Source organism: Methyloparacoccus murrellii (assembly GCF_054657115.1).
Genome location: NZ_BAAHXD010000024.1, coordinates 1 through 20750 on the forward strand (window position 1 = coordinate 1; position 20750 = coordinate 20750).

The 20750-nt window shown below is 67.0% G+C and carries 20 protein-coding genes and 1 riboswitch; of the genes, 11 read left to right on the forward strand and 9 right to left on the reverse strand.

Annotation, left to right across the window (positions count from 1 at the left end):
* A partial coding sequence (locus ACYQ1H_RS08450; protein WP_460027604.1) for a sulfite exporter TauE/SafE family protein occupies nucleotides 1-716 on the forward strand: 716 nt, incomplete at its 5' end.
* An 18-nt stretch (nucleotides 717-734) separates the two neighbouring features.
* On the opposite strand, the gene ACYQ1H_RS08455 is transcribed toward ACYQ1H_RS08450, so the two are convergent.
* From ACYQ1H_RS08455 to ACYQ1H_RS08465, 3 genes are read right to left on the reverse strand one after another with little or no spacing between them, the layout of a single operon-like run.
* Nucleotides 735-1298, reverse strand: coding sequence for a DNA-3-methyladenine glycosylase I (locus ACYQ1H_RS08455; protein ID WP_460027605.1), 564 nt, complete (start codon nucleotides 1296-1298; stop codon nucleotides 735-737).
* Complete coding sequence (locus ACYQ1H_RS08460) at nucleotides 1295-2161, reverse strand: PHP domain-containing protein (RefSeq protein WP_460027606.1); 867 nt, start codon at nucleotides 2159-2161, stop codon at nucleotides 1295-1297. The genes ACYQ1H_RS08455 and ACYQ1H_RS08460 overlap by 4 nt, the downstream gene beginning before the upstream one ends.
* Nucleotides 2158-4017, reverse strand: a complete 1860-nt coding sequence (locus ACYQ1H_RS08465; protein WP_460027607.1) for an ABC transporter ATP-binding protein — start codon at nucleotides 4015-4017, stop codon at nucleotides 2158-2160. The genes ACYQ1H_RS08460 and ACYQ1H_RS08465 overlap by 4 nt, the downstream gene beginning before the upstream one ends.
* A gap of 269 nt (nucleotides 4018-4286) precedes the next feature.
* Between ACYQ1H_RS08465 and fabA the strand changes: the two genes are divergently transcribed.
* The 4 genes from fabA to ACYQ1H_RS08485 all read left to right on the forward strand — a co-directional run bounded on the left by fabA (nucleotide 4287) and on the right by ACYQ1H_RS08485 (nucleotide 8705).
* Nucleotides 4287-4829 (forward strand): 3-hydroxyacyl-[acyl-carrier-protein] dehydratase FabA, encoded by a 543-nt coding sequence (fabA, locus tag ACYQ1H_RS08470; RefSeq protein ID WP_460027608.1) that lies wholly within the window; start codon nucleotides 4287-4289, stop codon nucleotides 4827-4829.
* Between the two features lie 12 nt (nucleotides 4830-4841).
* A complete protein-coding gene (fabB, locus tag ACYQ1H_RS08475) occupies nucleotides 4842-6059 on the forward strand; it encodes a beta-ketoacyl-ACP synthase I (protein ID WP_460027609.1) in 1218 nt (405 codons plus the stop codon).
* Nucleotides 6049-6921 (forward strand): tRNA 2-thiocytidine(32) synthetase TtcA, encoded by an 873-nt coding sequence (ttcA, locus tag ACYQ1H_RS08480; protein WP_460027610.1) that lies wholly within the window; start codon nucleotides 6049-6051, stop codon nucleotides 6919-6921. Before fabB ends, ttcA begins: the two co-directional genes overlap by 11 nt.
* 869 nt (nucleotides 6922-7790) lie before the next feature.
* Nucleotides 7791-8705 (forward strand): TIGR01777 family oxidoreductase, encoded by a 915-nt coding sequence (locus ACYQ1H_RS08485; protein WP_460027611.1) that lies wholly within the window; start codon nucleotides 7791-7793, stop codon nucleotides 8703-8705.
* 17 nt (nucleotides 8706-8722) lie between these two features.
* Here ACYQ1H_RS08485 and ACYQ1H_RS08490 read toward each other — a convergent pair whose 3' ends face one another.
* The 5 genes from ACYQ1H_RS08490 to ACYQ1H_RS08510 all read right to left on the reverse strand — a co-directional run bounded on the left by ACYQ1H_RS08490 (nucleotide 8723) and on the right by ACYQ1H_RS08510 (nucleotide 15013).
* Nucleotides 8723-9037: a DUF3240 family protein gene (locus ACYQ1H_RS08490; protein ID WP_460027612.1), complete on the reverse strand. Its 315-nt coding sequence runs from the start codon at nucleotides 9035-9037 to the stop codon at nucleotides 8723-8725.
* Complete coding sequence (locus ACYQ1H_RS08495; RefSeq protein WP_460027613.1) at nucleotides 9030-12131, reverse strand: efflux RND transporter permease subunit; 3102 nt, start codon at nucleotides 12129-12131, stop codon at nucleotides 9030-9032. Before ACYQ1H_RS08495 ends, ACYQ1H_RS08490 begins: the two co-directional genes overlap by 8 nt.
* Nucleotides 12131-13243: an efflux RND transporter periplasmic adaptor subunit gene (locus tag ACYQ1H_RS08500; protein ID WP_460027614.1), complete on the reverse strand. Its 1113-nt coding sequence runs from the start codon at nucleotides 13241-13243 to the stop codon at nucleotides 12131-12133. Before ACYQ1H_RS08500 ends, ACYQ1H_RS08495 begins: the two co-directional genes overlap by 1 nt.
* Entirely contained in the window at nucleotides 13240-14505 is a 1266-nt protein-coding gene (locus ACYQ1H_RS08505) for a TolC family protein (protein WP_460027615.1), read from the reverse strand. The genes ACYQ1H_RS08500 and ACYQ1H_RS08505 overlap by 4 nt, the downstream gene beginning before the upstream one ends.
* Before the next feature lie 97 nt (nucleotides 14506-14602).
* Complete coding sequence (locus ACYQ1H_RS08510; protein ID WP_460027616.1) at nucleotides 14603-15013, reverse strand: hypothetical protein; 411 nt, start codon at nucleotides 15011-15013, stop codon at nucleotides 14603-14605.
* Nucleotides 15014-15090: 77 nt separating this feature from the next.
* Between ACYQ1H_RS08510 and ACYQ1H_RS08515 the strand changes: the two genes are divergently transcribed.
* On the forward strand, nucleotides 15091-15975 hold the full coding sequence (locus tag ACYQ1H_RS08515; protein WP_460027617.1) for an SDR family oxidoreductase: 885 nt from the start codon (nucleotides 15091-15093) through the stop codon (nucleotides 15973-15975).
* 13 nt (nucleotides 15976-15988) lie between these two features.
* Here the strand turns inward: ACYQ1H_RS08515 and ACYQ1H_RS08520 are convergent, their stop codons facing one another.
* On the reverse strand, nucleotides 15989-16345 hold the full coding sequence (locus ACYQ1H_RS08520; protein WP_460027618.1) for a cupin domain-containing protein: 357 nt from the start codon (nucleotides 16343-16345) through the stop codon (nucleotides 15989-15991).
* A gap of 97 nt (nucleotides 16346-16442) precedes the next feature.
* Here ACYQ1H_RS08520 and ACYQ1H_RS08525 point away from each other — a divergent pair, with 97 nt between their 5' ends.
* The 5 genes from ACYQ1H_RS08525 to ACYQ1H_RS08545 all read left to right on the forward strand — a co-directional run bounded on the left by ACYQ1H_RS08525 (nucleotide 16443) and on the right by ACYQ1H_RS08545 (nucleotide 20684).
* The gene (locus ACYQ1H_RS08525; protein ID WP_460027619.1) at nucleotides 16443-16730 is read left to right on the forward strand and encodes a hypothetical protein; all 288 of its coding nucleotides are present in this window, start codon (nucleotides 16443-16445) and stop codon (nucleotides 16728-16730) included.
* 43 nt (nucleotides 16731-16773) lie between these two features.
* Nucleotides 16774-16872, forward strand: a riboswitch (TPP riboswitch).
* A gap of 136 nt (nucleotides 16873-17008) precedes the next feature.
* Nucleotides 17009-18106 carry an FAD-dependent oxidoreductase gene (locus tag ACYQ1H_RS08530; RefSeq protein WP_460027620.1) on the forward strand — a complete coding sequence of 366 codons (1098 nt, stop codon included), beginning with the start codon at nucleotides 17009-17011 and terminating at the stop codon, nucleotides 18104-18106.
* Between the two features lie 5 nt (nucleotides 18107-18111).
* Entirely contained in the window at nucleotides 18112-18309 is a 198-nt protein-coding gene (thiS, locus tag ACYQ1H_RS08535) for a sulfur carrier protein ThiS (RefSeq protein ID WP_460027621.1), read from the forward strand.
* Between the two features lie 2 nt (nucleotides 18310-18311).
* Entirely contained in the window at nucleotides 18312-19139 is an 828-nt protein-coding gene (gene thiG, locus ACYQ1H_RS08540) for a thiazole synthase (RefSeq protein ID WP_460027622.1), read from the forward strand.
* A 39-nt stretch (nucleotides 19140-19178) separates the two neighbouring features.
* Nucleotides 19179-20684 carry a phenylacetate--CoA ligase family protein gene (locus ACYQ1H_RS08545; protein ID WP_460027623.1) on the forward strand — a complete coding sequence of 502 codons (1506 nt, stop codon included), beginning with the start codon at nucleotides 19179-19181 and terminating at the stop codon, nucleotides 20682-20684.
* Nucleotides 20685-20750 lie beyond the last annotated feature (66 nt).

Here is a 20750-nt window from a genome sequence, read left to right on the forward strand (position 1 = left end):
CGCCCATTTTGGTGTTTCTGTTCGGTTACGCGCCAAAGGCGGCGGTGGGGACCGATCTCCTGTTCGCGGCGATCACCAAGTCCGGCGGTGTGTTCGTCCATCATGGCAAGCATCGTTCGGTCGAATGGACGATTGTGATGAAGCTCTGCCTGGGCAGCATTCCGGCGGCTTTGCTGGTGATCTACCTGCTGGAAAAGGTCTTCACCAAGGATGAGGCGGTGACCTCGGTGATCACTTTCAGCCTCGGGGTCGCGCTGATCTTCACGTCGCTGGCCCTGTTCGTCAGGAACCGCCTGATTTCCCGTCGATTGCAGGACGATGTCGCGCGGGAGCGTCTGCTGCACCAGGAGCGTTTCGGCCGCTGGCAGGATGCGCTGACCGTGCTGGTCGGTCTGGTGCTGGGGGTTCTGGTGACGCTGTCCTCGGTGGGCGCGGGCGCCCTCGGCACCATCGCGCTGCTGTTCCTGTATCCGCGGCTGCCGACCGTGCGCATCGTCGGTACTGACCTGGCCCATGCGATCCCCCTGACGGCGGTTGCCGGACTGGGGCACCTGCACATGGGCAATGTCGATTTCGGCCTGCTGGGCAGCCTGTTGATCGGTTCGCTGCCGGGCATCTACGTCGGCAGCCATCTCAGCGCGAGGATCCCGGAGAAGGTGCTGCGTCCCATCCTGGCCACCCTGCTGATGCTGATCGGCATCAAGTTCGTGCTGTGATGAGCCGGATCCGGCCAGTCAGCGCGTGTCGCTCGCCAGCCGGAAGCAGCCGGTGAGGTGGTCGTTGACCAGGCCTACCGCCTGCATGTACGAGTAGCAGATCACCGGTCCGACAAAGACGAAGCCGCGCGCCTTGAGGTCACGGCTGAGCTGTCCGGATACGGGCGTTTGCGCCGGCAGTTCCGCCAGGCTGGGCCATTCCCGGGTGGCCGGCTGGCCGTCGACGAACCGCCACAGGTAGGCGTCGAAGCTGCCGAAGGCTTCCTGCACCTCCAGGAAGGCCCGGGCGTTGGTAACCGCCGAACCGATCTTGAGCCGGTTGCGGATCAGACCGGGGTTTTCCAGCAGTCTGGCGATGTCGGCGGCCCTGAAACGGGCCACGCGCTCCGGGTCGAAATCGGCGAACGCCGCACGGTAGGCCGCGCGCTTGCGCAGCACCGTGACCCAGGACAGCCCGGCCTGCGCGCCCTCCAGGAGCAGGAACTCGAACAGCCGCCAATCCTCGTGCTGGGGTACGCCCCACTCCGTATCGTGGTACTGGCGCTCCAGTTCGCTGCGTTCGGCCCAGGCGCAGCGGTTCATGGCCATGGCCGGGGTGCGGGCGGAGGGCTGGCGGCGCGCCAGCACTCCCAGACCGGCGTCAGTCCGGCCGGCAGGGCCGGCAGACGGCCCAGCTTGGGCCAGGCCTCGTCGGGGCCGTGAAAATCGGAGCCGCAGGAGGCCAGCAGGCCGTGACGCCGGGCCAGGTCGGCGCTGGCCTGGACGTCGCCCGGTGCGGCCGTGCCGGAGAGCACTTCCACCGCCTCTCCGCCCATGTCTCGGAATTCGCCCGCCAGCCGCCGCAGCCAGCCGCCGGACAGCTTGTAGCGCTGGGGATGGGCCAGCACGGCGATGCCGCCGGCCCCGCGAATCCAGCCGATGGCGGTCTCCATGGCCACCCAGCAGGTCGGGACATGGCCCGGCTTGCCGGTGCTCAGGTAGCGGTTGAAGACATCCCGCATGTCGGCGGCCAGGCCGCGCCGGGCGATGCAGGCGGCGAAGTGGGTGCGCGTCATCATGCCGTCTCCCGCCAGCCGGCAGGCTTCCTCGTAGATGCCGGGCAGGCCGGCCTTCTCCAGCCGCTGGCCGATGGTCCGGGCGCGCTGGGCGCGAATCTGCTGCAATTCGAGCAGGCCCGCCGCCAGCGGGGCATGGGTCGGGTCGATCGCCAGCCCGACCAGATGCAGCGTGCGCTTTTCCCAGGTCACCGAGATCTCGACGCCGGCGACGAGTTGCAGGCCGTGCTGGCGGGCGGCGGCCTGACCTTCCGCCAGTCCGGCCGTGGTGTCGTGGTCGGTCAGCGCCAGGGTCCGGATACCGGCGGCTGCGGCCCGCGCGACCAGTGCGTCGGGCGCGTAGACGCCATCGGACGCGCGGGAGTGGGTGTGGAGGTCGTAGCCCGTCACGGCGCGGGGCTGGCGAGAGCCGGCCCGGAAACGTCGCGCCGGGGCGCGTGCCGCTTGCCGGGGGCGCCGTAAAGCCGGGCATAGAGCCCGCCCTGGGCCATCAGGGCGTCGTGGCTGCCATCCTCGACGATGCGGCCATCCTCGAAAACCAGGATGCGGTCGGCATGGGTGATTGCGCTCAGCCGGTGCGCGACGATCAGGGTCGTGCGCTGGGCCAGGAATTCGTCCAGCGAACGGTAGAGATTGGCCTCGGTGACGTTGTCGACCGCCGAGGTGGCCTCGTCGAGGATGACCACCCTGGGGTTGGCCAGCACCATGCGGGCGATCGCCAGCCGCTGCCGCTGCCCGCCGGAGAGGCGCACGCCCGCGCGGCCGACCACGGCATCGAGCCCTTCCGGCGCCTCGGCGATCGTCTCCCGCAGCTGCGCGATTTCCAGTGCGCGCCACAGCGCGTCGTCCGACGCCGGACGACCCATGGTCAGGTTGGCGCGCACGGTGTCGTTGAACAGCACCGGGTGTTGCAGCACCGTCACGACGTTTTCGCGCACGATGTCCATGCCGATCTGGTCCATGGGCACGCCGTCGAAATGGATCATGCCGCGCGTCGGCGGGTAGAGTCCGATCAGGACCTGCACCAAGGTCGATTTGCCGCCGCCGCTGGCGCCGACCAGGGCGACCTTCTCGCCGCGGCGGATGTCCAGCGAGATGCCCTGCAGGATGTCGCCGCCACTGGGGTAGGTGAAGTGGAGGTCGTCGATGTAGACACCCACCGTCTGTTTGCCGGCGAAGGGATTCCGCCGGTGTGGATAAACCGGTTCCTGGCGGCGGTCGCAGAACTGATTGAGCCGGTCGAGCGCCGCGCGCGCCCCATAGAAGGCGTACTGCATGCCCAGCAGTTCCTGGACCGGTGCCATCATGAACCAAAGGTAGCCGGAGACAGCCATCATCTCGCCGATGCTCAGATCCGAGTAGACGACCATGAACAGGGACAGTCCCCGGAACAGGTCGAAACCGGTCAGGAACACCAGGAAGCTCATGCGGCTGGCGGCATCGCTGCGCCAGGCATAGGCGGCGGCATGTTCGCGGACCCCGCGCGCGGCGTCGACCAGGCGGCCGAGGTAATGTTGCTCCCGATTGCTGGCGCGGATCTGATGGATGGCGTCCAGCGTTTCGGTCAGCGCCGCCTGGAAGGCGCCGATGGCGGTGTTTTCCTGGCGCTTCAGGGCCTTGACCTGCTTGCCCATGGCCTTGGTGAAGAAGATCACCACCGGATTCAGCAGCAGGATGAACAGGCCCAGGCGCCAGTTCATCCACAGCAGCACCGCGGCGGTGCCGGCCAGCGTCAGCAGCGCCACCAGGCTGCGGGCGATGGTGGTGCCGATGAAGGTGTCCAGCGTGTCGAGATCCGTGACCATATGCGTGACCACGGCGCCGCTGCCCAGGCTCTCGTATTCCGCCATGGAAATCCGTTCCAGGCGACGGATCAGGTGCGCGCGGATGCGGAAAATGACGTCCTTGGCGATCAGGCTGAATTCGCGGGTCTGGAGGATGTTGAACAGGGCGGCCAACAGCCTGAGCAGCAGCGTCAATCCCAGCAGGGTGGTGATGTAGAGCGGTGGCCCGTGCCAGTCCTCGGGGAACATCCGGTTCATCCAGTGCATGGCCAGGCCCGGCTGGCCGAGCAGCACCTCGTCGACCAGCTTGGGCAGCAGCAGGGGTACCGGTACCGCCGCCAGCGCGGCCAGTATGGCGACCAGCTGCGCCAGCACGAGTTCGCGCCGGTGGCGAAGAACGATGGTTCGGATATAACGCCAGTCCAGCCGGTCGGGCGGGGGAGTCGCGTCGGGCGATTTCATGGATAAACGGTTGCTGTGGCAGCCGGCCCCGGGGCGGCGGTGTCGTTGCCCGGCGGCTGGTCGACGGTCATGGGTGGCAAAGGGATGGCAGGATCGCCTGAAACAGGCATCTGCTACAATATTCCGCTTTTTGCTGAAGCCGTGCCTGCATCCAGCGGCCCGACGACCCCCGCCGCTGGCGGGATGGTCGGCAGCCGGGACGGATGCGGTCGACGCGCTTCACGGAAGCCTGGCGGACGCCAAAAAATAGCACAAACCCGGTCCCCATCATGACACTCCAGGAAACACCCCCAGTCCATACGCGCCAATCCAGCTACAGCCGGGAGGATCTCCTGCGTTGCGGCAACGGAGAGCTTTTCGGCGCCGGCAATGCGCAGCTGCCATTGCCGCCGATGCTGATGTTCGACCGCATCACACATATCGCCACGCAAGGCGGGCTGTTCGACAAGGGACAGATCACGGCGGAACTGGACATTCGCCCGGACCTCTGGTTCTTCGACTGTCACTTCCGCAGCGATCCGGTGATGCCGGGCTGCCTGGGGCTGGATGCCATGTGGCAGATGGTCGGCTTCTACCTGGGCTGGCTGGGCGGACCCGGTCGGGGCCGAGCCCTTGGCGTCGGTGAAGTCAAGTTTCGCGGGCAGGTGTTGCCGGAAAACCGGCTGGTCACCTACCGGATCCACCTCAAGCGCGTGATGATGCGAAAATTGGTCATGGGTATCGCCGACGCGGAAATGGATTGCGATGGCCGCGTAATCTACGAGGCCAGCGATCTGCGGGTCGGTCTCTTCACCTCCACAGACGATTTCTGAGGAGCAGCAAACATGAAGCGTGTTGTAGTTACCGGTATCGGTATCATCTCCAGTCTCGGGAACAACAAGGAGCAGGTGACGGACTCGTTGCGGCTCGGCCGGACCGGCGTCCGTTTCAGCGAGGAGTACGCCGAGCTCGGCTTCCGCAGTCATGTGCATGCGCCGCTGGATGTCGATCCCGATGCGCTGATCGATCGCAAGATCCGGCGCTTCATGGGCGATGGCGCCGCCTACAACTATCTGGCCATGCAGGAGGCCATTGCCGATGCCGGCCTGGCCGAGCACGAGGTTTCCAGTCCGCGCACGGGTCTGATCATGGGCTCTGGCGGGCCCTCGACCTCCAATCTTCTGGGGGCCTGGGATACCTTCCGCGAGAAGGGGCTGAAGAAGGTCGGGCCGTACATGGTGCCCCGGACCATGTCCAATACCAATTCCGCCTGCCTGGCGACACCGTTCAGGATCAAGGGCGTCAACTACTCCATCAGCTCGGCCTGCGCCACCAGCGCCCACTGCATCGGCAATGCCGCCGAACTGATCCAGCTCGGCAAGCAGGACGTGATCTTTGCCGGCGGCGGCGAGGAGCTGCACTGGACGCTCACGGTGCTGTTCGACGCGATGGGCGCCCTCTCGTCCAAGTACAACGCCACGCCCGGCAAGGCCTCGCGGGCCTACGATGCCGACCGCGATGGCTTTGTCATTTCCGGCGGTGGCGGGGTGCTGGTGCTGGAGTCGCTGGAGCATGCCAGGGCCCGCGGCGCCAGGATCTATGCCGAACTGGTCGGCTACGGCGCCACCTCGGATGGTTACGACATGGTCCAGCCTTCCGGCGAGGGCGCCGCACGCTGCATGCGGCAGGCGATGGAGGGGCTCGACCGGCCGATCGACTACATCAATGCCCACGGCACCAGTACGCCGGTCGGCGACATTCGCGAGCTGGAGGCGGTCAAGGCGGTTTTCGGCGACCAGGTGCCCAGGATCAGCTCGACCAAGTCCCTGTCCGGCCACTCGCTGGGCGCGGCCGGCGTGCACGAGGCCATCTACACCTTGCTGATGCTCCAGCATCGCTTCATTGCCGCCTCCGCCAACATCGAGAACCTGGATCCCGGTGCGGCTGGCGTGCCGATCGTCCGCGAGCGCCTCGATGATGCCGTCATCGATATCGCCATGTCCAACAGCTTCGGGTTCGGCGGCACCAACGCCAGCCTGGTGTTTCAGCGGTATGACGGATAGCGCCACGATCGGGCTGAGCGAGAAGCAGCGCTACCATTTCAACAAGCTGCAGAAACGGCTTCGCCGGCTGACCGGCGAGGCCATCGCCGACTTCGGCATGATCGAGGACGGCGACAAGGTCATGGTCTGCCTGTCGGGCGGCAAGGATTCCTACACGCTGCTCGACATCCTCCTCAGCCTTCGTCTCAACGCGCCGGTTCATTTCGATATCGTCGCGGTCAATCTGGACCAGAAACAGCCGGGCTTCCCCGAGCAGGTGCTGCCGGATTACCTGACCGCCCGCCAGGTGCCCTTTCACATCATCGAGCAGGACACCTACAGCATCGTCAAGCGGGTGATCCCCGAGGGCAAGACGACCTGCGGTCTCTGCTCCCGGTTGCGGCGCGGACTCCTGTACCGCCATGCCGCCCAGCACGGCATAACCAAGATTGCCCTGGGACATCACCGCGACGATATCCTCGAAACCTTTTTCCTCAACCTGTTTTATGGCGGCACCCTCAAGGCCATGCCGCCCAAGCTGCTCAGCGACAACCGCGAGCACGTGGTGATCCGGCCCCTGGCCTATTGCAGGGAGAAGGATATCGACGAGTATGCCCGCCTGCGGGCCTTCCCTCTCATCCCCTGCAATCTCTGCGGATCGCAGGCCAATTTGCAGCGTCAGGCCATGAAGGAGATGCTGCACGAGTGGGAGAGGCGCCATCCGGGGCGCGTGGAGACGATCTTTACCGCCTTGCAGAATGTCGCGCCCTCGCAGCTCGCGGATCGCGCCTTGTTCGATTTCGCCGGGCTGGACGCGCTGCGTGGCACAGCCGCATCGGAGGTGGTGGACGCGCCGGCGGGTCTCGACATCCTCATGCGCTGAGTGGCCTTTGCGACCGCGTGGTCTCCTGCCGCCCGGCGAGCCGGGCTATTGCAATTTGGCGGAATGTTATTTATAAATTTCGCCGTGCTTCGTGCACCACTAACTATAACTTTCAAGTGTTCAATCAGGAGGTTCCTATGAAAAAGTTGCTCTGCGTTGTAAGCGTACTGATGATGTCTCTCGTTGTTGTCGGCTGCGGTAACTCTCCCGACGGCGACAAGCAGAAGATCGAAGCTCCTGCTGCTCCCTCTCTGTAAGTAGTCAGAGATTCGACCTGAGTACCGCGTCTACGCATCAGCCGAAAAAAGGGGACACTCCCGAAAACAACCGCGAACAGCGCATCAGGTTCCGATAAAAACCCGGGCTTGTCCCGGGTTTTTTTTGCCCACCGGGCTGGCCCCGGGCGCGACAATTTGCCGCTCTTGTCATGGGCTTGAGGAGGGACGAATGCACGGTCGGTCGACTTGACAGCCCCCGGTCAGGCTGTAAGATACGCTACAGCGTTTGACGCTATCTGAAGCCATTCATCAGCAAACAAAAATCCTAAAGGTACAAGCACATGGGAATGATTCTCGACTTGGTCGAAAAGATGAGATCTCCGGTTGGCATCGTCGTTACGCTGGTTGTTATCGCCGCCGGTGTATTCTTCGTCCGCTGGGTCTTCAACGACGAAGAGAAGCAGTAAGCCTTACTGCCGAGTGGCAAGCTTGGACGTTCCTCTAGCTGGGAACCGCGTCCGCCCTTGCCACCGCCCCATCCGAACAAAACCGAGCGCTTGTCTCGGTTTTTTCGTTCTTGGACAAGCCTGGGGCATGCCTGTCCTTGGCGGCTAGCCTGACCGAACCGTTCATCCCCCCCTGGCGGCTTCCATGCGTATCCTGATAACCGGCGGTACTGGCTTCATCGGCAAAGCGCTGTGCCAGGCACTGCTGGGCGCAGGCCATCGGCTGTGGGTACTGACGCGGCGCCCGCAAGTCGTCCAGCAGCGGATCGGTTCCGGCGTGGTTGCCTTGGCGGATCTGTCCGCCTGGACACAAGGCATGGCCTTCGATGCCATCATCAATCTGGCTGGTGAACCCATCATGGCCAGGTGCTGGAGTCCGGCCCGCAAGCAGGTCTTGTGGGACAGCCGGGTCACGCTGACCCAGCAGCTGATCGGCCGCATGGCCGAGGCGGAGGTGAGGCCCCGGGTGCTCATCAGCGGTTCCGCCATCGGCTTCTATGGCGATCGGGGCGACCAGCCACTAACCGAATCCGCCGAGAGGGGCACCGGCTTTGGGCATGAGCTGTGCGCCGCCTGGGAGGCGGCTGCCCTGGACGCGGAGTCACTGGGCGTTCGTGTCTGCCTGTTGCGGACCGGTCTGGTGGTCGGTCGTCAGGGCGGCTTTCTCAAACCGATGCTGCTGCCATTCCGGCTGGGATTGGGAGGACGGCTGGGCGACGGGCAGCAGTGGATGTCCTGGATTCACCTCGCCGATCATGTCGCCTTGACGCTGTTTCTCCTAGAGACAGCGAGCGTCAACGGGGTTTTCAATGCCACTGCCCCGCAACCGGTCACCAACCGGGCATTCACCCAAACCCTGGCGCAACTGCTGCACCGCCCGGCCTTGTTGCCCCTGCCGGCATGGCTCTTGAAGCTGGCAGCCGGCGAGATGGCAGAGCTGCTCCTAGCCAGCCAGCGGGTGCTGCCGGAGAGGGCGTTGGCCAGCGGTTTCCGTTTCAGTCACGAAACCCTGCAAGCCGCCCTGGAAGACGTTCTGGTGCCCGCGACCGGGCCACACTGATTCCCCGCGCGCGGGATTCAGATCTTCCCCGCGCCGCTCAGCGGTGCGATCCAGTAGTGCAGCGAGGCTCCGGCGAAATCCTGCCGCAGGTGCCCCAGCAGTCTGTCGATCACGGCGTGTTCGGCGTGGATCTCGAAGCGGATCTGCCGCTGGTGACCGGCCACCTGCTCCGCCAGGTTGAGCTGGTCGTGGCGGGCGGAATGGCCGTTGATCGGTCCGCTGCAAAAGCCGTTGCCGGCGGCATGCTCCAGCAGCCAGTCCACCAGCACCTCCTCCAGATGCGCCGGAGCCACCAGGGTCAGCAGGCTGTCGGATGATATGCCGTTACGCATCCCGATCCCTGGCAGCCATGGCGGCCGTTTGCACGACAACTGGGCGAGACGGTTCGCCAAATCGCCGATAGAGGATAGGCAGCAGCAACAGGGTCAGCAGGGTGGATGTGAGCAGGCCGCCGACACCCACGATGGCCAGCGGACGTTGAATTTCCGAGCCCGGCCCGGTCGCGAACAGCAGGGGAATCAGCCCAAATGCAGCGATGCCGGCGGTCATCAGCACCGGTCGTAGCCGCCGCAGGGCGCCCTGGATGACCACCTGTTCCATGGGCATGCCCAAGGCCCTGAGCTGGTTGAAGGTGCTGACCATGACCACGCCGTTGAGAACGGCGATGCCCAGCAACGAGATGAAGCCGACCGACGCCGATACCGACAGATACTCGCCGGCGATCCACAGCCCGTAGATGCCGCCGATCAGCGCCAGCGGGACATTGGCCAGCACCAGCAGGGCCTGCCGCACCGAGCCGAAGGTGGAGAACAGCAGCAGGAAGATCAGCCCCAGCGCTACCGGAATGACGATGGACAGCCGGGTGGCGGCACGCTGCTGATTCTCGAACTGGCCGCCCCAGCCGAGGAAGTAGCCCTCCGGCAGGCTGACCCGCTCGGCTACGGCGCGCCGCGCGTCCTCGACGAAACCCACCAGGTCGCGTCCCTCGACGTTGCTGCGCACCACCGAGTAGCGCATGCCGCGCTCGCGGGCGATTGCCACCGCGCCTTCCACCGCATTGATCGAGGCCACGGCCGATAACGGTACCCGGCGCCCATCCGGCAGGGCGATCTGCAGGGTCGACATCTGTGCCGGCCCGCTGGTGCCGCGCAGCAGCAAGGGCGTGCGGCGGATACCCTCCTGGACGATGCCCAGCTTGCGGCCCTCCACCTGGGTGCGAAGGGTGTCCGCCAGGGCATCGGAATTCAGCCCCAGTCGCCCGGCCGCCAGGCGATCGATCCTGACCACCAGGTATTGCATGCCCTCGTTGCGCAGCGTGAAGACATCCGAGGCGCCGGCGATGCCGCGCATTACCTCGGCAATTTCCTCGGCCTTGGCGTTCAGTACCGACAGCTCCGGGCCATAGAGCTTCACGGCCACGTCGCCACGGACGCCGGTCAGCATTTCCGTTACCCGCATCTGGATCGGCTGGGTGAAGCCATAGGCGATGCCGGGGATGGTGTCCAGCACGTGGCGCAGGCGTTCGATCAAGGCCTCCTTGCCGCCCGCCTGCCACCCGGATTCCGGTTTCAGCACCAGGAAGGTGTCGGTCTCGTTCAGCCCCATGGGATCGAGGCCGATTTCGTCGGCGCCGACACGGGCGGTGATGTGCGCCACCTCGGGGACATGTTCCAGCACCGCTTTCTGGATTTGCCCGTCCATCCTCACCGACTCCTCCAGATTGATCGAGGGGAGTTTCTCGACCTGCACGATGATATCGCCCTCGTCCATGGTCGGCATGAATATCTTGCCGGTCCGGGTGTAGACCAGCAGTGCCGACAGCAGCAGCAGGCCCGCCGTGATCAGCACGGTGCGCGCATGTCGCAGCGACCAGCCCAGCAAGGGTTCGTACAGGGCGTGCAGCCGCCGCGCCAGCCAGGGCTCCTCGTGCTGCACCCGGGTCATCATGAACGAGGCCAGCACCGGGATGACCAGCAGCGAGAACAGCAGCGAGCCACTCATGGCGAAGACATTGGTGAAGGCGACCGGCTTGAACAGCTTGCCCTCCAGGCCCTGCAGCGACAGCAGGGGCACGAAGACGATGCCGATGATGATCGAGCCGGATACCACCGGCGCCATCACCTCGCGCATGGCCCGGTAGATGACATGCAGGCGCGGCAGGCGCGCGCCTTGGGGCTGCGCGGCGAGGTGCGTGGTGATGTTTTCCACCACGACCACGGCCGGGTCGACCAGCTTGCCGATGGCGATCGCCAGCCCGCCAAGACTCATCAGGTTCGCCGTGATGCCGAACTGGTCCATCAGCAGGAAGGCGAACAGCGCCACCATCGGCAGGATCAGGGCCACGGTCAAGGCGGCGCGCAGGTCCCCCAGGAACAGCAGCAGCAGCACCACGACCAGCAGGGTGGCCTCGATCAGGGCGCGGATGATGGTCTGCGTCGCCTTGTCGATCAGCGTGCTGCGATTGTAGAAAACCCGCAGTTCGACCTCCTTGGGCAGGGCCGGGCGGATTTCCCGCAGTTTCTGTTCCACGCCCTGCACCACCTCGCGCGCGTTGGCGCCGCGCATGCCCAGGACCAGTCCCTCGACCACCTCGCCCTGGCCATCGCGGCTGACCGCACCGTAGCGGGTCAGGGCACCGATGCGCACCTCGGCCAGATCGTTGACCGTGATCGGCACGCCGCCGCGATTGGCGACGACAATGGTGCGGACATCGTCCAGCGTGCTGATGCGCCCCTCGGCCCGCACCAGCAGCGACTCCTCGCCCTGGATCAGCCGGCCCGCGCCGTCATTGCGATTGTTGAGCATCAGGGCCGCGGTCAGCGCGTCCATGCTGACCCCGCGCGCCGCCAGCCGCATGCTGTCGGGGATGACCTCGAAGCTGCGGACCAGTCCGCCCAGCGCGTTGACGTCGGCCACGCCCGGCACCGTGCGGAGTGCCGGGCGAATCACCCAGTCCAGCAACCCGCGCCGGTCGGCCAGGCTCAGGCCCTCGCCCTCGACGGTGAACATGAACATCTCACCCAGGGGCGTGGTCATCGGTGCCATGCCGCCCTCGGCGTTGGCGGGCAGGGTCGACCAGACGCCGTTCAGCCGTTCCGCGACCTGCTGGCGCGCCCAGTAGATGTCGGTGCCCTCCTCGAAGTCGAGGGTGATGTCGGTCAGCGCGTATTTGGCGATGGAGCGGAGCATGGTCTGCCGGGGGATGCCCAGCAATTCCACCTCGACCGGGGCGGTGACCCGGCTCTCGACTTCCTCGGGCGTCATGCCCGGGACCTTGACGATGATCTTGACCTGGGTCGGGGAGACATCGGGGAAGGCGTCGATCGGCAATCGCAAGGCTGCCACCCAGCCGGCACCCGCGATCAGCAGCGCCAGCAGCAGGGTGAAGACGCGCTGGCTCAGGGCGAACCGGATCAGGCGCTCCATCACTCGGCGTGCTCGTGTCCGGTCAGCCCGCCGACCCAGGCCGCCTTGAGGCCGGCCACGCCTTGCGCGACGATGCTTTCGCCGCCTTCCAGGCCCTCGTGCAGTACGACGTGATAGGCCTCCTGCCCCGCCACCTGCACCTCTACCGCCTCGAAGCCTCCCTCGCGCTGGACAAAGACGTAACTGTGACCCTCGTGGTGGAATACGGCCGCTATCGGCACCTTGAAGATGCGGTCGGTACTGCGGTGCAGGGTCTGGACATTGACGTTCATGCCGGGGCGCAGGCGGTCGCCGCCCTGCTCGACCCGCGCCCGGACCAGGGCGGTCTGGCTCTGCGGGTCGACGCTCTGGCTGATCTCGATCACGCGGGCGCGTGCCTTCGGGTTGTCGATCGTGACCCGGTCGCCGGTGCGGGCCTCCTTGAGGCGCTCCTGCGGCATCTCGATTTCCAGCCACAGCTCGTCCAGACGACCGATGCGGAACAGCGGCGCCAGCGTATCGACCCGCTGGCCGACGATCGCCAGGCGTTCCAGCACGATGCCTTCGGCCGGCGACAGTACGCGGTAGATGCCGCTGATACGTCCCTCCGTCTTCAGTCGCGCGATCTCCGTCGCCGCCAGCCCGGAAGCCAGCAGCGTCTGCTCGGCGGCGCGCAGCGCGGCCTGCGCCCGTTCGAAGTCGCTGCGGGTTTCCTGCCAGCGCACCCGCGAGATCACCCCCTCGCGCAGCAGGGTATCGTCGCGGCCCATCTTGGCCTCGGCGACGCCGAACACGGACTGGGCATCGACCAGCGCCCGCTGCAGGTCCACCAGGGCAACGCTTTCGATTTCCGCCAGCACCTGACCCTTGGCCACGGTCACGCCCAGGGGCACGTTGACGCGGGTGATGACCCCCGACTGGAGGGCGGTGACGGCAAATTCGTGGGCCGGGGGCAGAACCACCCGGCCCGGGACCTGCGCCAGCGGCAGCGCGGAGACGGGTTCGGGTCTCACGGTGCGCAGGTCCAGGTGGCTGCGCTGCTCGGTGTCCAGGCGGATCAGGTGGTTTTCGGCCTGCGCCCCGAAAGCCAGGCCGAGACCGCACAGGGCCGTTGTCAGTAGGCGGGCGATCATGGCAGAACCCCGACGACCTGGTTGTAGGTGGCCGTATCCTTCTGCACCAGGATGGCACGTTCGGCCGCATCACGGATGGCGGCCTGGGCGCTGGCCTGGATCTTGAGGTAGTCGATCAGCGCGATCTCGCCGGCCTCGAAGGCGATACGGCTCATGTTGATCTGCGTTTCGGCGATGGCCTTGCGGCGCTCGGCGATGGCCAGCGCGGCCTTGTCCACTTCCAGGTTGTGGCGGGCTTCGTGCAGGGCCTTTTCAAGCTGTCGTCGCAGGGTTTCGCGCTGGACGATCTTTTCGTTCAGGGTCAGGTTGGCCTGCGCCACCTGGGGGGCATGCCAGTCGTCGCCGCCGACCGGCACCTGCAAGACCAGGTTGGTACCGGTGCCGAAATTGCCCTGGAGATCGACCTGCGAGCTGTCCGTGCCGACCAGCAGGGTGGGCTGGTTGCCCTGCTTCGACAGGCGGGTCAGCTCCACTTCGGCCTGGGCCCGCTCGACCGAGGCGCTGGCCGCCGCCAGCGAGGGGTGACGCTCGTCGAACTGCTTCAGGGGACTCAGCGGTTCCTCCAGCTTGCGCGGCGCGCGGGTCATGCGGGTGAGATTCTGGTAGGCCTTGCGGGCATGCATGACCTCGGCCTCGGCCTGGACCAGGACGGTCTTCTTTTCCAGCTGGTCGCTTTCCGCCAGCAGGAGGTCCGCCCGTGCCAGGTCGCCGAGCTCGACGCGGCGCTGCACCACGGCGGTCAGGCGCTCGGCCACCTCGTAAATCTGCCGCGCCAGCTCGCGCCGGTTTTCCATCAGCCGCAGGGTCCACAGGGCATCGCGCACCAGGCCGGCCACCTCGTGCTTGAGGGCGACGATATAGCGCTCGACCGCCTGCCTGGATTCCTCCGTCACCTTTTCGCTGGCCTGCTTCTGGCCCCACATCCACAGCGGCACCTGGTAGCCGGACTGGACGTTGGTGATGCCGTCATCCCGGCCGAAAAGGGCGTCATCGATGTATTGCAGGTACAGCATCGGATAGCCGGCGATCCAGCTCGAGCTGCGCTGTTCGAGTGCCCGCGATTCTTCCTGGAAAGCCTGGATGAGGGCATTCTGGGGGTAGCGCTCGAATGTCGTTTCGATCACGTTCCTGAGCGTGAGCCGGTCGTCGAAGACCAGCTCGTCGACATGCACTACCAGCAAATCCTCGTCGGGATCGTAGTTCAGGGCCTGGGCCGCGGGCGGAAGCCACAGGCAGAGAAGCGGGATCAGGAGACGTTTCATGACAGAACCTTGCAGTCACGGGCCATAACCACCTCGCTGGCGTCGAATGGGGTGCCGGTATCGGCCAGACAGCCGATGCCGCGGACCGGAACCTTGCTCAGGTGCCGGTTTCGGGCGGGGCGGGGCGATCGGGCGAAGCGCGCGGCGGCGGGCCACCGGGCTGCTGGCGCCGCGGCTTGCCGGCGGGGGGCTCGCCGATAGCCGGCTCGTGCCGTCGGGGCTGGCGCGACACCGGCAGCGGCGAGCCGGGCAGTCCCGTCACGGTGGCCGGCGACCGTTTCAGCAGCGGATTGCTGCCCTTGACCATGCCCGCCTGCATCACCACGACCCGGCCGCTGCCGGCAGGCGCCGCGGAGGACACACCGCTTGCCCGGGTGGTCAGGGATTCGAGGCCGGGCAGATGCAGAAACCCGCTCGTTTCCGCTGCCGCATGGGCATGCACCCAGGGCGACAGGAACTGCATCAGGATCAAGGCCAGGTGCAGAAGGGCGGGACGGAGTCGGGACATGTAACGGCGCGCGGCAATCTTCCGGAAGAGGCACTATAGTACCGCGTTATGCTTGGCAACGATGGTCGGAAAAGCCCATGACAATTTCCCGGGAGACGCGCGCGGCCAGCGTCATGATCGTCGGTTGCGGGGATATCGGCCGGCGGGTGGCGCGGCTGGAGCAGGCGGATGACCGGCCGGTCGCGGCACTGACGCGCTCTGCCGCCGGCGCCGATGTCCTGGCGGCATGCGGCATTGAACCGGTGCGCGGCGATCTGGACAGTCCCGCCAGCCTCGTGCCGCCCGCCTGCGCGCCGGCTACCCTCTACTACTTCGCTCCGCCGCCGCCCCACGGAACCGAGGATCCGCGTCTGCAGTGCTGGTTGCGGGCCCAGACCGTGTTGCCGGCAAGGCTGGTTTACATCAGCACCAGCGGGGTCTATGGCGATGCCGGTGGCGCCTGGATCGACGAAGACTGGCCGGTGGCGCCGAAGACGGCGCGCGGGCAGCGACGCCTGGCCGCGGAAACGATCCTGCGCCGCTGGCAGGCGGACACCGGCGTGCCGGTGATCCTGCTGCGGGTGCCCGGCATCTATGGTCCCGGCCGGCTGCCGGCCGAGCGCGTTCGCCAAGGCATTCCGGTCCTGCTGCCGGAGGAATCGCCCTACAGCAATCGCATTCATGCCGACGATCTGGCTGCGGCCTGTTTTGCCGCCGCCCGCCAGGGGCAGCCCGGGCGGGTCTACCACATCAGTGACGGGCAGCCGACCACCATGACCGATTATTTCTGGCGCATCGCCGATCTCCATGGCCTGCCGCGTCCGCCCGCCATCACGCTGGCCGAGGCGCGGCGGGTGCTGAGTCCCGCGATGTTGTCCTTCCTGGAGGAATCGAAGCGCCTGGACAATCGGCGCATGTGCGAGGAACTCGGCGTTCAGCTGCGCTATCCGGATCTGGCCGCCGGTCTGCCGGCCTGTCTCTGAGGCATCGGGCCGTTCAGGGGCCGGGCTGGGGCGTGCCGTCGCTGGCGAAGTGCAGCGCCAGCCAGATCGAGACCTGGTCGGGATCGGTCCAGCTCACCCGGTGCCGGCAATGGGCCGGCAGCAGCACCGCATCGCCGGGCGCCAGGTCCAGTTCCTCCGGCTGTCCCTCGATCGCCAGCCGCGCGGCGCCCTGCAGCAGCGCCACCCATTCGTCGCGCGGCTGGTCGTACCATTCGCCGGCGGGTGTCGCATGGCCGCGTGACAGTATGCGTTCGATGCGCAGGGCGGACGTTTCCAGCCAGGTTTCGAAGCGTTCCTGGTCCAGTCGGTCGGGAACCTGCTCCAGCAGGGAGCGGATGCGTAGGGTCATGGCGGGTACCGGGCGGGCTGACAGCCGGGGGCGGCGGCCTGGATTCGGCGCGCCGGCATTTTGATAGAGTAGCGCAACCTGTTTCCGGAGAACGCCGATGACCGCGATCCTGTCTGTCCTGGCCGTGTTTCTCTCGGCCCTCTGGTTCTACCGCACCGCCGCCGCGCGCCGGCAACGCGCGCTGGCCTGGGGCCTGGCCGGGGCGCTGCTCTATTACGGCGGCTTCCTGTTCTGGATGTATGTCGTGCTCCGGAACTTCATGGCCGGCCATTTCCAGGTCCACAGCTTCTGGATCGGGATCGCCATGGATGTTTCGTCGATACTCGTCGGCCTGGCCGGCATGGCGACCTTTCGCTGGCTGGTGTTGTGCCGCAAGGGGGGCTGAGCGCCGCCTTCGCGAAACGGCCGGATTGTGCTTTAATCCCGACTTGCCGAAACAGGGGTGCCTGCCGTTCCGGGCAGCGCTGAGAGAGACCCTCAAACCCGATCCGGATAATGCCGGCGTGGGAAGTTTCCAGGGCCCGTTGCCGATGAACCGGCGGCGAGGCCACCTTCCCCCCCGTCCGCTTCTCCGGTTCGCCCAAGACAGGAGCCGGATATTCCCACCCGATCCATCCAGATCCCCGCCATGCCTGCCGGCGCTTGCGGCGCCAGGCGTTACCCATGAGCGCGCGTTTCGCCGTACTCGGCGGCGGCCTGATGGGCCGGCTGATGGCGGTCTCGCTGGCCAGGGCCGGTCAGTCCGTCGATCTCTTCGATCGCGCCGGTCCGGATGCGGAAGGCTCGGCCGCGCGCGTGGCCGCGGCCATGCTGGCGCCGCTGGCGGAGTCGGTCGAGGCCGAGCCACTGGTCGTCGAGCTGGGCCAGGACAGCCTGTCCCGCTGGCCGGCGCTGCTGGCCGGGCTGTCGCGGCCCGTCTACTTCCAGCGCCAGGGAACGCTGGTGGTCTGGCATGCGCAGGACCGGGACCAGGCCGTGCGGTTCGGCCGGGCGCTGGCGCGCGCCCACCCGCGCCTGCCCGGGGCGGAGCCGGCCCGCGCGCTGTCGGGCGCCGAGATCGCCGCGCTGGAGCCGGGCCTGGGCACGCGCTTCCCGCGCGGGCTGTTCCTGCCGGGTGAGGGCCAGCTCGACAATCGCGCCCTGTTGCCGGCGCTGGCGGACGCCATGCGGGACGCCGGGGTTCGAACCCACTGGCAGGTGATGGTCGCGCCCGAGCAGGTCGAGGCCGACTGGATCATCGACTGCCGGGGGCTGGGCGCCAAGCCCGACTGGCATGCCGTGCGCGGGGTGCGTGGCGAGGTCGTCCGCGTTCACGCCCCCGAGGTGACGCTGACCCGGCCGGTGCGGCTGCTGCATCCGCGCTATCCGCTGTACATCGCGCCCAAGCCCGATGGGATCTATGTCATTGGCGCCACCCAGATCGAATCCGAGGATCTCTCGCCAGCCAGCGTCCGTTCGGCGCTGGAACTCCTGTCCGCGCTTTACTCCGTGCATCCCGGCTTTGCCGAAGCGCGCATCCTGGAGATGACGGCGCAATGCCGGCCGGCCCTCCCGGACAACCGGCCGGAAATCCGCTGGGAAGGGGGGCGGCTGATACGGATCAACGGGCTCTACCGCCACGGCTACCTGATTGCCCCGGCCGTCCTGGAGGCAAGCTTGGCGCTGGTCCGGCACCTGGCGGCGGCGGATACCCTGCGGCCTGCGGACTGGCGTGCCCAGCAGCGCTGGCCGTCCCTGTACCACTTCGAGGAGGCGGCCTGAACGCCATGCACATCATCATCAACCAGCAGGATTTCGACTTGCCGCAAGGCGCCACCCTGGACGACGCGTTGGCGGCCTTCGGTGCCCGGCCGCCGTTTGCCGTTGCCGTCAATCTGGGTTTCGTCCACCGCCAGGACTACCCGACCACGCTGTTGCAGGCCGGCGACCGGGTCGAGGTCGTGCAGCCGGTCGCCGGGGGTTGAGCATGAGCATCCAGGAACGGCCAACCCCGGACGACCGCGATGCCTTGATCCTGTACGGCACCCGCTTCCCCGGCCGCCTGCTGCTCGGCACGGCCCGCTATTCCTCGCCGCGGGTGCTGGAGGAATCGGTACGGGCGGCCCGCCCGGCGATGCTGACCGTTTCGCTGCGCCGGCAGGCCGCCGGGCACAACGAGATCGGCGGCCAGGCCTTCTGGGATCTGCTGGCGCAGCTCGACACCCCGTTCCTGCCGAATACCGCCGGCTGCCACACGCCGGAAGAGGTCTACACCACCGCCATGATGGCGCGCGAGGTGTTCGGCACCGAATGGATCAAGCTGGAGCTGATCGGCGACGACTACACGCTCCAGCCCGATACCCTGAACCTGGTCGGTACGGCCGAGCAGCTGCTGCGCGAGGGTTTCAAGGTGCTGCCCTACTGCACCGAGGATCTGGTGCTGTGCCAGCGGCTGGTCGATGTCGGCTGTGAGGCGGTGATGCCCTGGGCGGCGCCGATCGGCACCGGCAAGGGCGCAATGAATCCCTATGCCCTGCGCCTGCTGCGTGAGCGGCTGGACGTGCCGATGATCGTCGATGCCGGCATCGGCCTGCCGTCCCATGCCTGTCAGGTCATGGAATGGGGTTTCGACGGCGTGCTGCTGAATACCGCCGTGGCCCAGGCCGACGACCCGGTCGCCCTGGCCCAGGCTTTTGCCCAGGCCATCGCGGCCGGCCGATTGGCCCATCGTGGCGGCGCCATGGTCGAGCGCGAGTCGGCCGAGCCCAGTACCCCCGTGATCGGCACCCCGTTCTGGCACCAGGCGTCGGGTTGATGCCCTGGCGGGCCAGCTGCTTACCCCGGAGGAATGCGCATGAAACCCGATGCCGAACGGAGCGCCACCCAGGCCGCATGGCGGCATTTCCTCGACAGCGACCTGGATGCCCTGATCTGCCCGGACCCTGCCGCCGTCGCCGGGCGGGTGCTGGGCCTGTTCCGCCATGCCGCCGTGACCGTGCCGGCCTACCGCGAGCTGCTGGCCAGCCACGGCATTGTGCCGGAAACCATTCGCACGCTGGCGGATTTCGGCCGCCTGCCGCTGATGACCAAGCCCGGCTACATGCAGGCCTGGCCGCTGCCCCGGCGCTGCCCGGGCGGCACCCTGGCCGCTTCCGACCGGGTGGCGGTGTCCTCCGGCTCCACCGGTCAGCCGACCTTCTGGCCGCGCGGCCTGCGGCACGAGCTGGATATTGCCGTGCGCTTCGAGCAGGTGTTCCGCGACAGCTTCCGTGCCCATGAGCGGCGTACGTTGGCCGTGGTCTGCTTCGCACTGGGCAACTGGGTGGGTGGGCTGTTCACCGCCTCCTGCTGCTGGCATCTGTCGCACAAGGGCTATCCGCTGATGGTCGCGACGCCGGGCAACAACAAGGACGAAATCTTCCGCGTCGTCCGTACGCTGGCGCCGGAATTCGAGCAGACCGTGCTGCTGGGCTACCCGCCCTTCGTCAAGGATGTCATCGACGCCGGACTGGCCGAGGGTATCGACTGGTCGCGTCACAACGTGCGCATGGTGTTCGCCGGGGAGGTCTTCAGCGAGGAATGGCGGGCCGAACTGGTGCGGCGGGCCGGTTCGACCTCGCCCTGCCGCGACACGGCCTCGCTCTACGGCACGGCGGATGGCGGCGTGCTGGGCAACGAGACGCCCTGGACCATCGCCGCCCGCCGCTACCTGGCCGAGCACCCGGATGCTGCCCGCGAGCTGTTCGGGGAGTCGCGTCTGCCGACCCTGGTGCAGTACGATCCCGCCAGCCGCTATTTCGAGGTCCACGAGGATACCCTGGTCGTTTCCGGCGACAGCGGCGTGCCACTGGTCCGCTATCATATCGCCGACAAAGGCGGCGTGATCGGCTTCGACGACATGCAGGCGTTCCTGCGCGAGCGGGGCGCCGCGCGCTGGATGGGCGAGGTCCTGGATGGGAGCGCGCCGGTCCGGCCGCTGCCCGTAGTGTATGTCTTCGGCCGCGCCGACTTTACCGTGTCCTTCTACGGCGCCAACATCTACCCGGAGAATGTCACGGTGGGCCTGGAACAGCCCGAGGTCATGGACTGGCTGACCGGCAAGTTCGTGCTGGAGGTGCGGGAGGATACGGATGGCGACAAGCATCTGAGCGTCACCGCCGAACTCCGTCCGGGTCTGACCGGCGATGCCGAGCGGGCCGCCTGCCTGGCCGAGAGCATCCGCGCCCAGCTGCTCCGCCTCAACAGCGAATTCCGCCACTACGCGCCGGCCGAACGCCAGCTTCCCCGGGTCACGCTGCGCGCCTTCGGCGATCCCGAATACTTTCCGGTCGGCGTCAAGCACCGCTATACCCGCCGCTGAGGCGATGGCTGCCGGATTCCCGCGCGCTCTCGCGGGAGAAGTCGGCGGTGTCCGGGGGTAAGATGT

What these genes read in the sequence shown, in the direction of transcription:
- ACYQ1H_RS08455 (WP_460027605.1), bottom strand. Translation starts at nt 1,298, where the DNA reads ATGAACCGCTGCGCCTGGGCCGAACGCAGCGAACTGGAGCGCCAGTAC.
- ACYQ1H_RS08465 (WP_460027607.1), bottom strand. Translation starts at nt 4,017, where the DNA reads ATGAAATCGCCCGACGCGACTCCCCCGCCCGACCGGCTGGACTGGCGT.
- fabA (WP_460027608.1), top strand. Translation starts at nt 4,287, where the DNA reads ATGACACTCCAGGAAACACCCCCAGTCCATACGCGCCAATCCAGCTAC.
- fabB (WP_460027609.1), top strand. Translation starts at nt 4,842, where the DNA reads ATGAAGCGTGTTGTAGTTACCGGTATCGGTATCATCTCCAGTCTCGGG.
- ttcA (WP_460027610.1), top strand. Translation starts at nt 6,049, where the DNA reads ATGACGGATAGCGCCACGATCGGGCTGAGCGAGAAGCAGCGCTACCAT.
- ACYQ1H_RS08485 (WP_460027611.1), top strand. Translation starts at nt 7,791, where the DNA reads ATGCGTATCCTGATAACCGGCGGTACTGGCTTCATCGGCAAAGCGCTG.
- ACYQ1H_RS08490 (WP_460027612.1), bottom strand. Translation starts at nt 9,037, where the DNA reads ATGCGTAACGGCATATCATCCGACAGCCTGCTGACCCTGGTGGCTCCG.
- ACYQ1H_RS08495 (WP_460027613.1), bottom strand. Translation starts at nt 12,131, where the DNA reads ATGGAGCGCCTGATCCGGTTCGCCCTGAGCCAGCGCGTCTTCACCCTG.
- ACYQ1H_RS08500 (WP_460027614.1), bottom strand. Translation starts at nt 13,243, where the DNA reads ATGATCGCCCGCCTACTGACAACGGCCCTGTGCGGTCTCGGCCTGGCT.
- ACYQ1H_RS08505 (WP_460027615.1), bottom strand. Translation starts at nt 14,505, where the DNA reads ATGAAACGTCTCCTGATCCCGCTTCTCTGCCTGTGGCTTCCGCCCGCG.
- ACYQ1H_RS08510 (WP_460027616.1), bottom strand. Translation starts at nt 15,013, where the DNA reads ATGTCCCGACTCCGTCCCGCCCTTCTGCACCTGGCCTTGATCCTGATG.
- ACYQ1H_RS08515 (WP_460027617.1), top strand. Translation starts at nt 15,091, where the DNA reads ATGACAATTTCCCGGGAGACGCGCGCGGCCAGCGTCATGATCGTCGGT.
- ACYQ1H_RS08520 (WP_460027618.1), bottom strand. Translation starts at nt 16,345, where the DNA reads ATGACCCTACGCATCCGCTCCCTGCTGGAGCAGGTTCCCGACCGACTG.
- ACYQ1H_RS08525 (WP_460027619.1), top strand. Translation starts at nt 16,443, where the DNA reads ATGACCGCGATCCTGTCTGTCCTGGCCGTGTTTCTCTCGGCCCTCTGG.
- ACYQ1H_RS08530 (WP_460027620.1), top strand. Translation starts at nt 17,009, where the DNA reads ATGAGCGCGCGTTTCGCCGTACTCGGCGGCGGCCTGATGGGCCGGCTG.
- thiS (WP_460027621.1), top strand. Translation starts at nt 18,112, where the DNA reads ATGCACATCATCATCAACCAGCAGGATTTCGACTTGCCGCAAGGCGCC.
- thiG (WP_460027622.1), top strand. Translation starts at nt 18,312, where the DNA reads ATGAGCATCCAGGAACGGCCAACCCCGGACGACCGCGATGCCTTGATC.
- ACYQ1H_RS08545 (WP_460027623.1), top strand. Translation starts at nt 19,179, where the DNA reads ATGAAACCCGATGCCGAACGGAGCGCCACCCAGGCCGCATGGCGGCAT.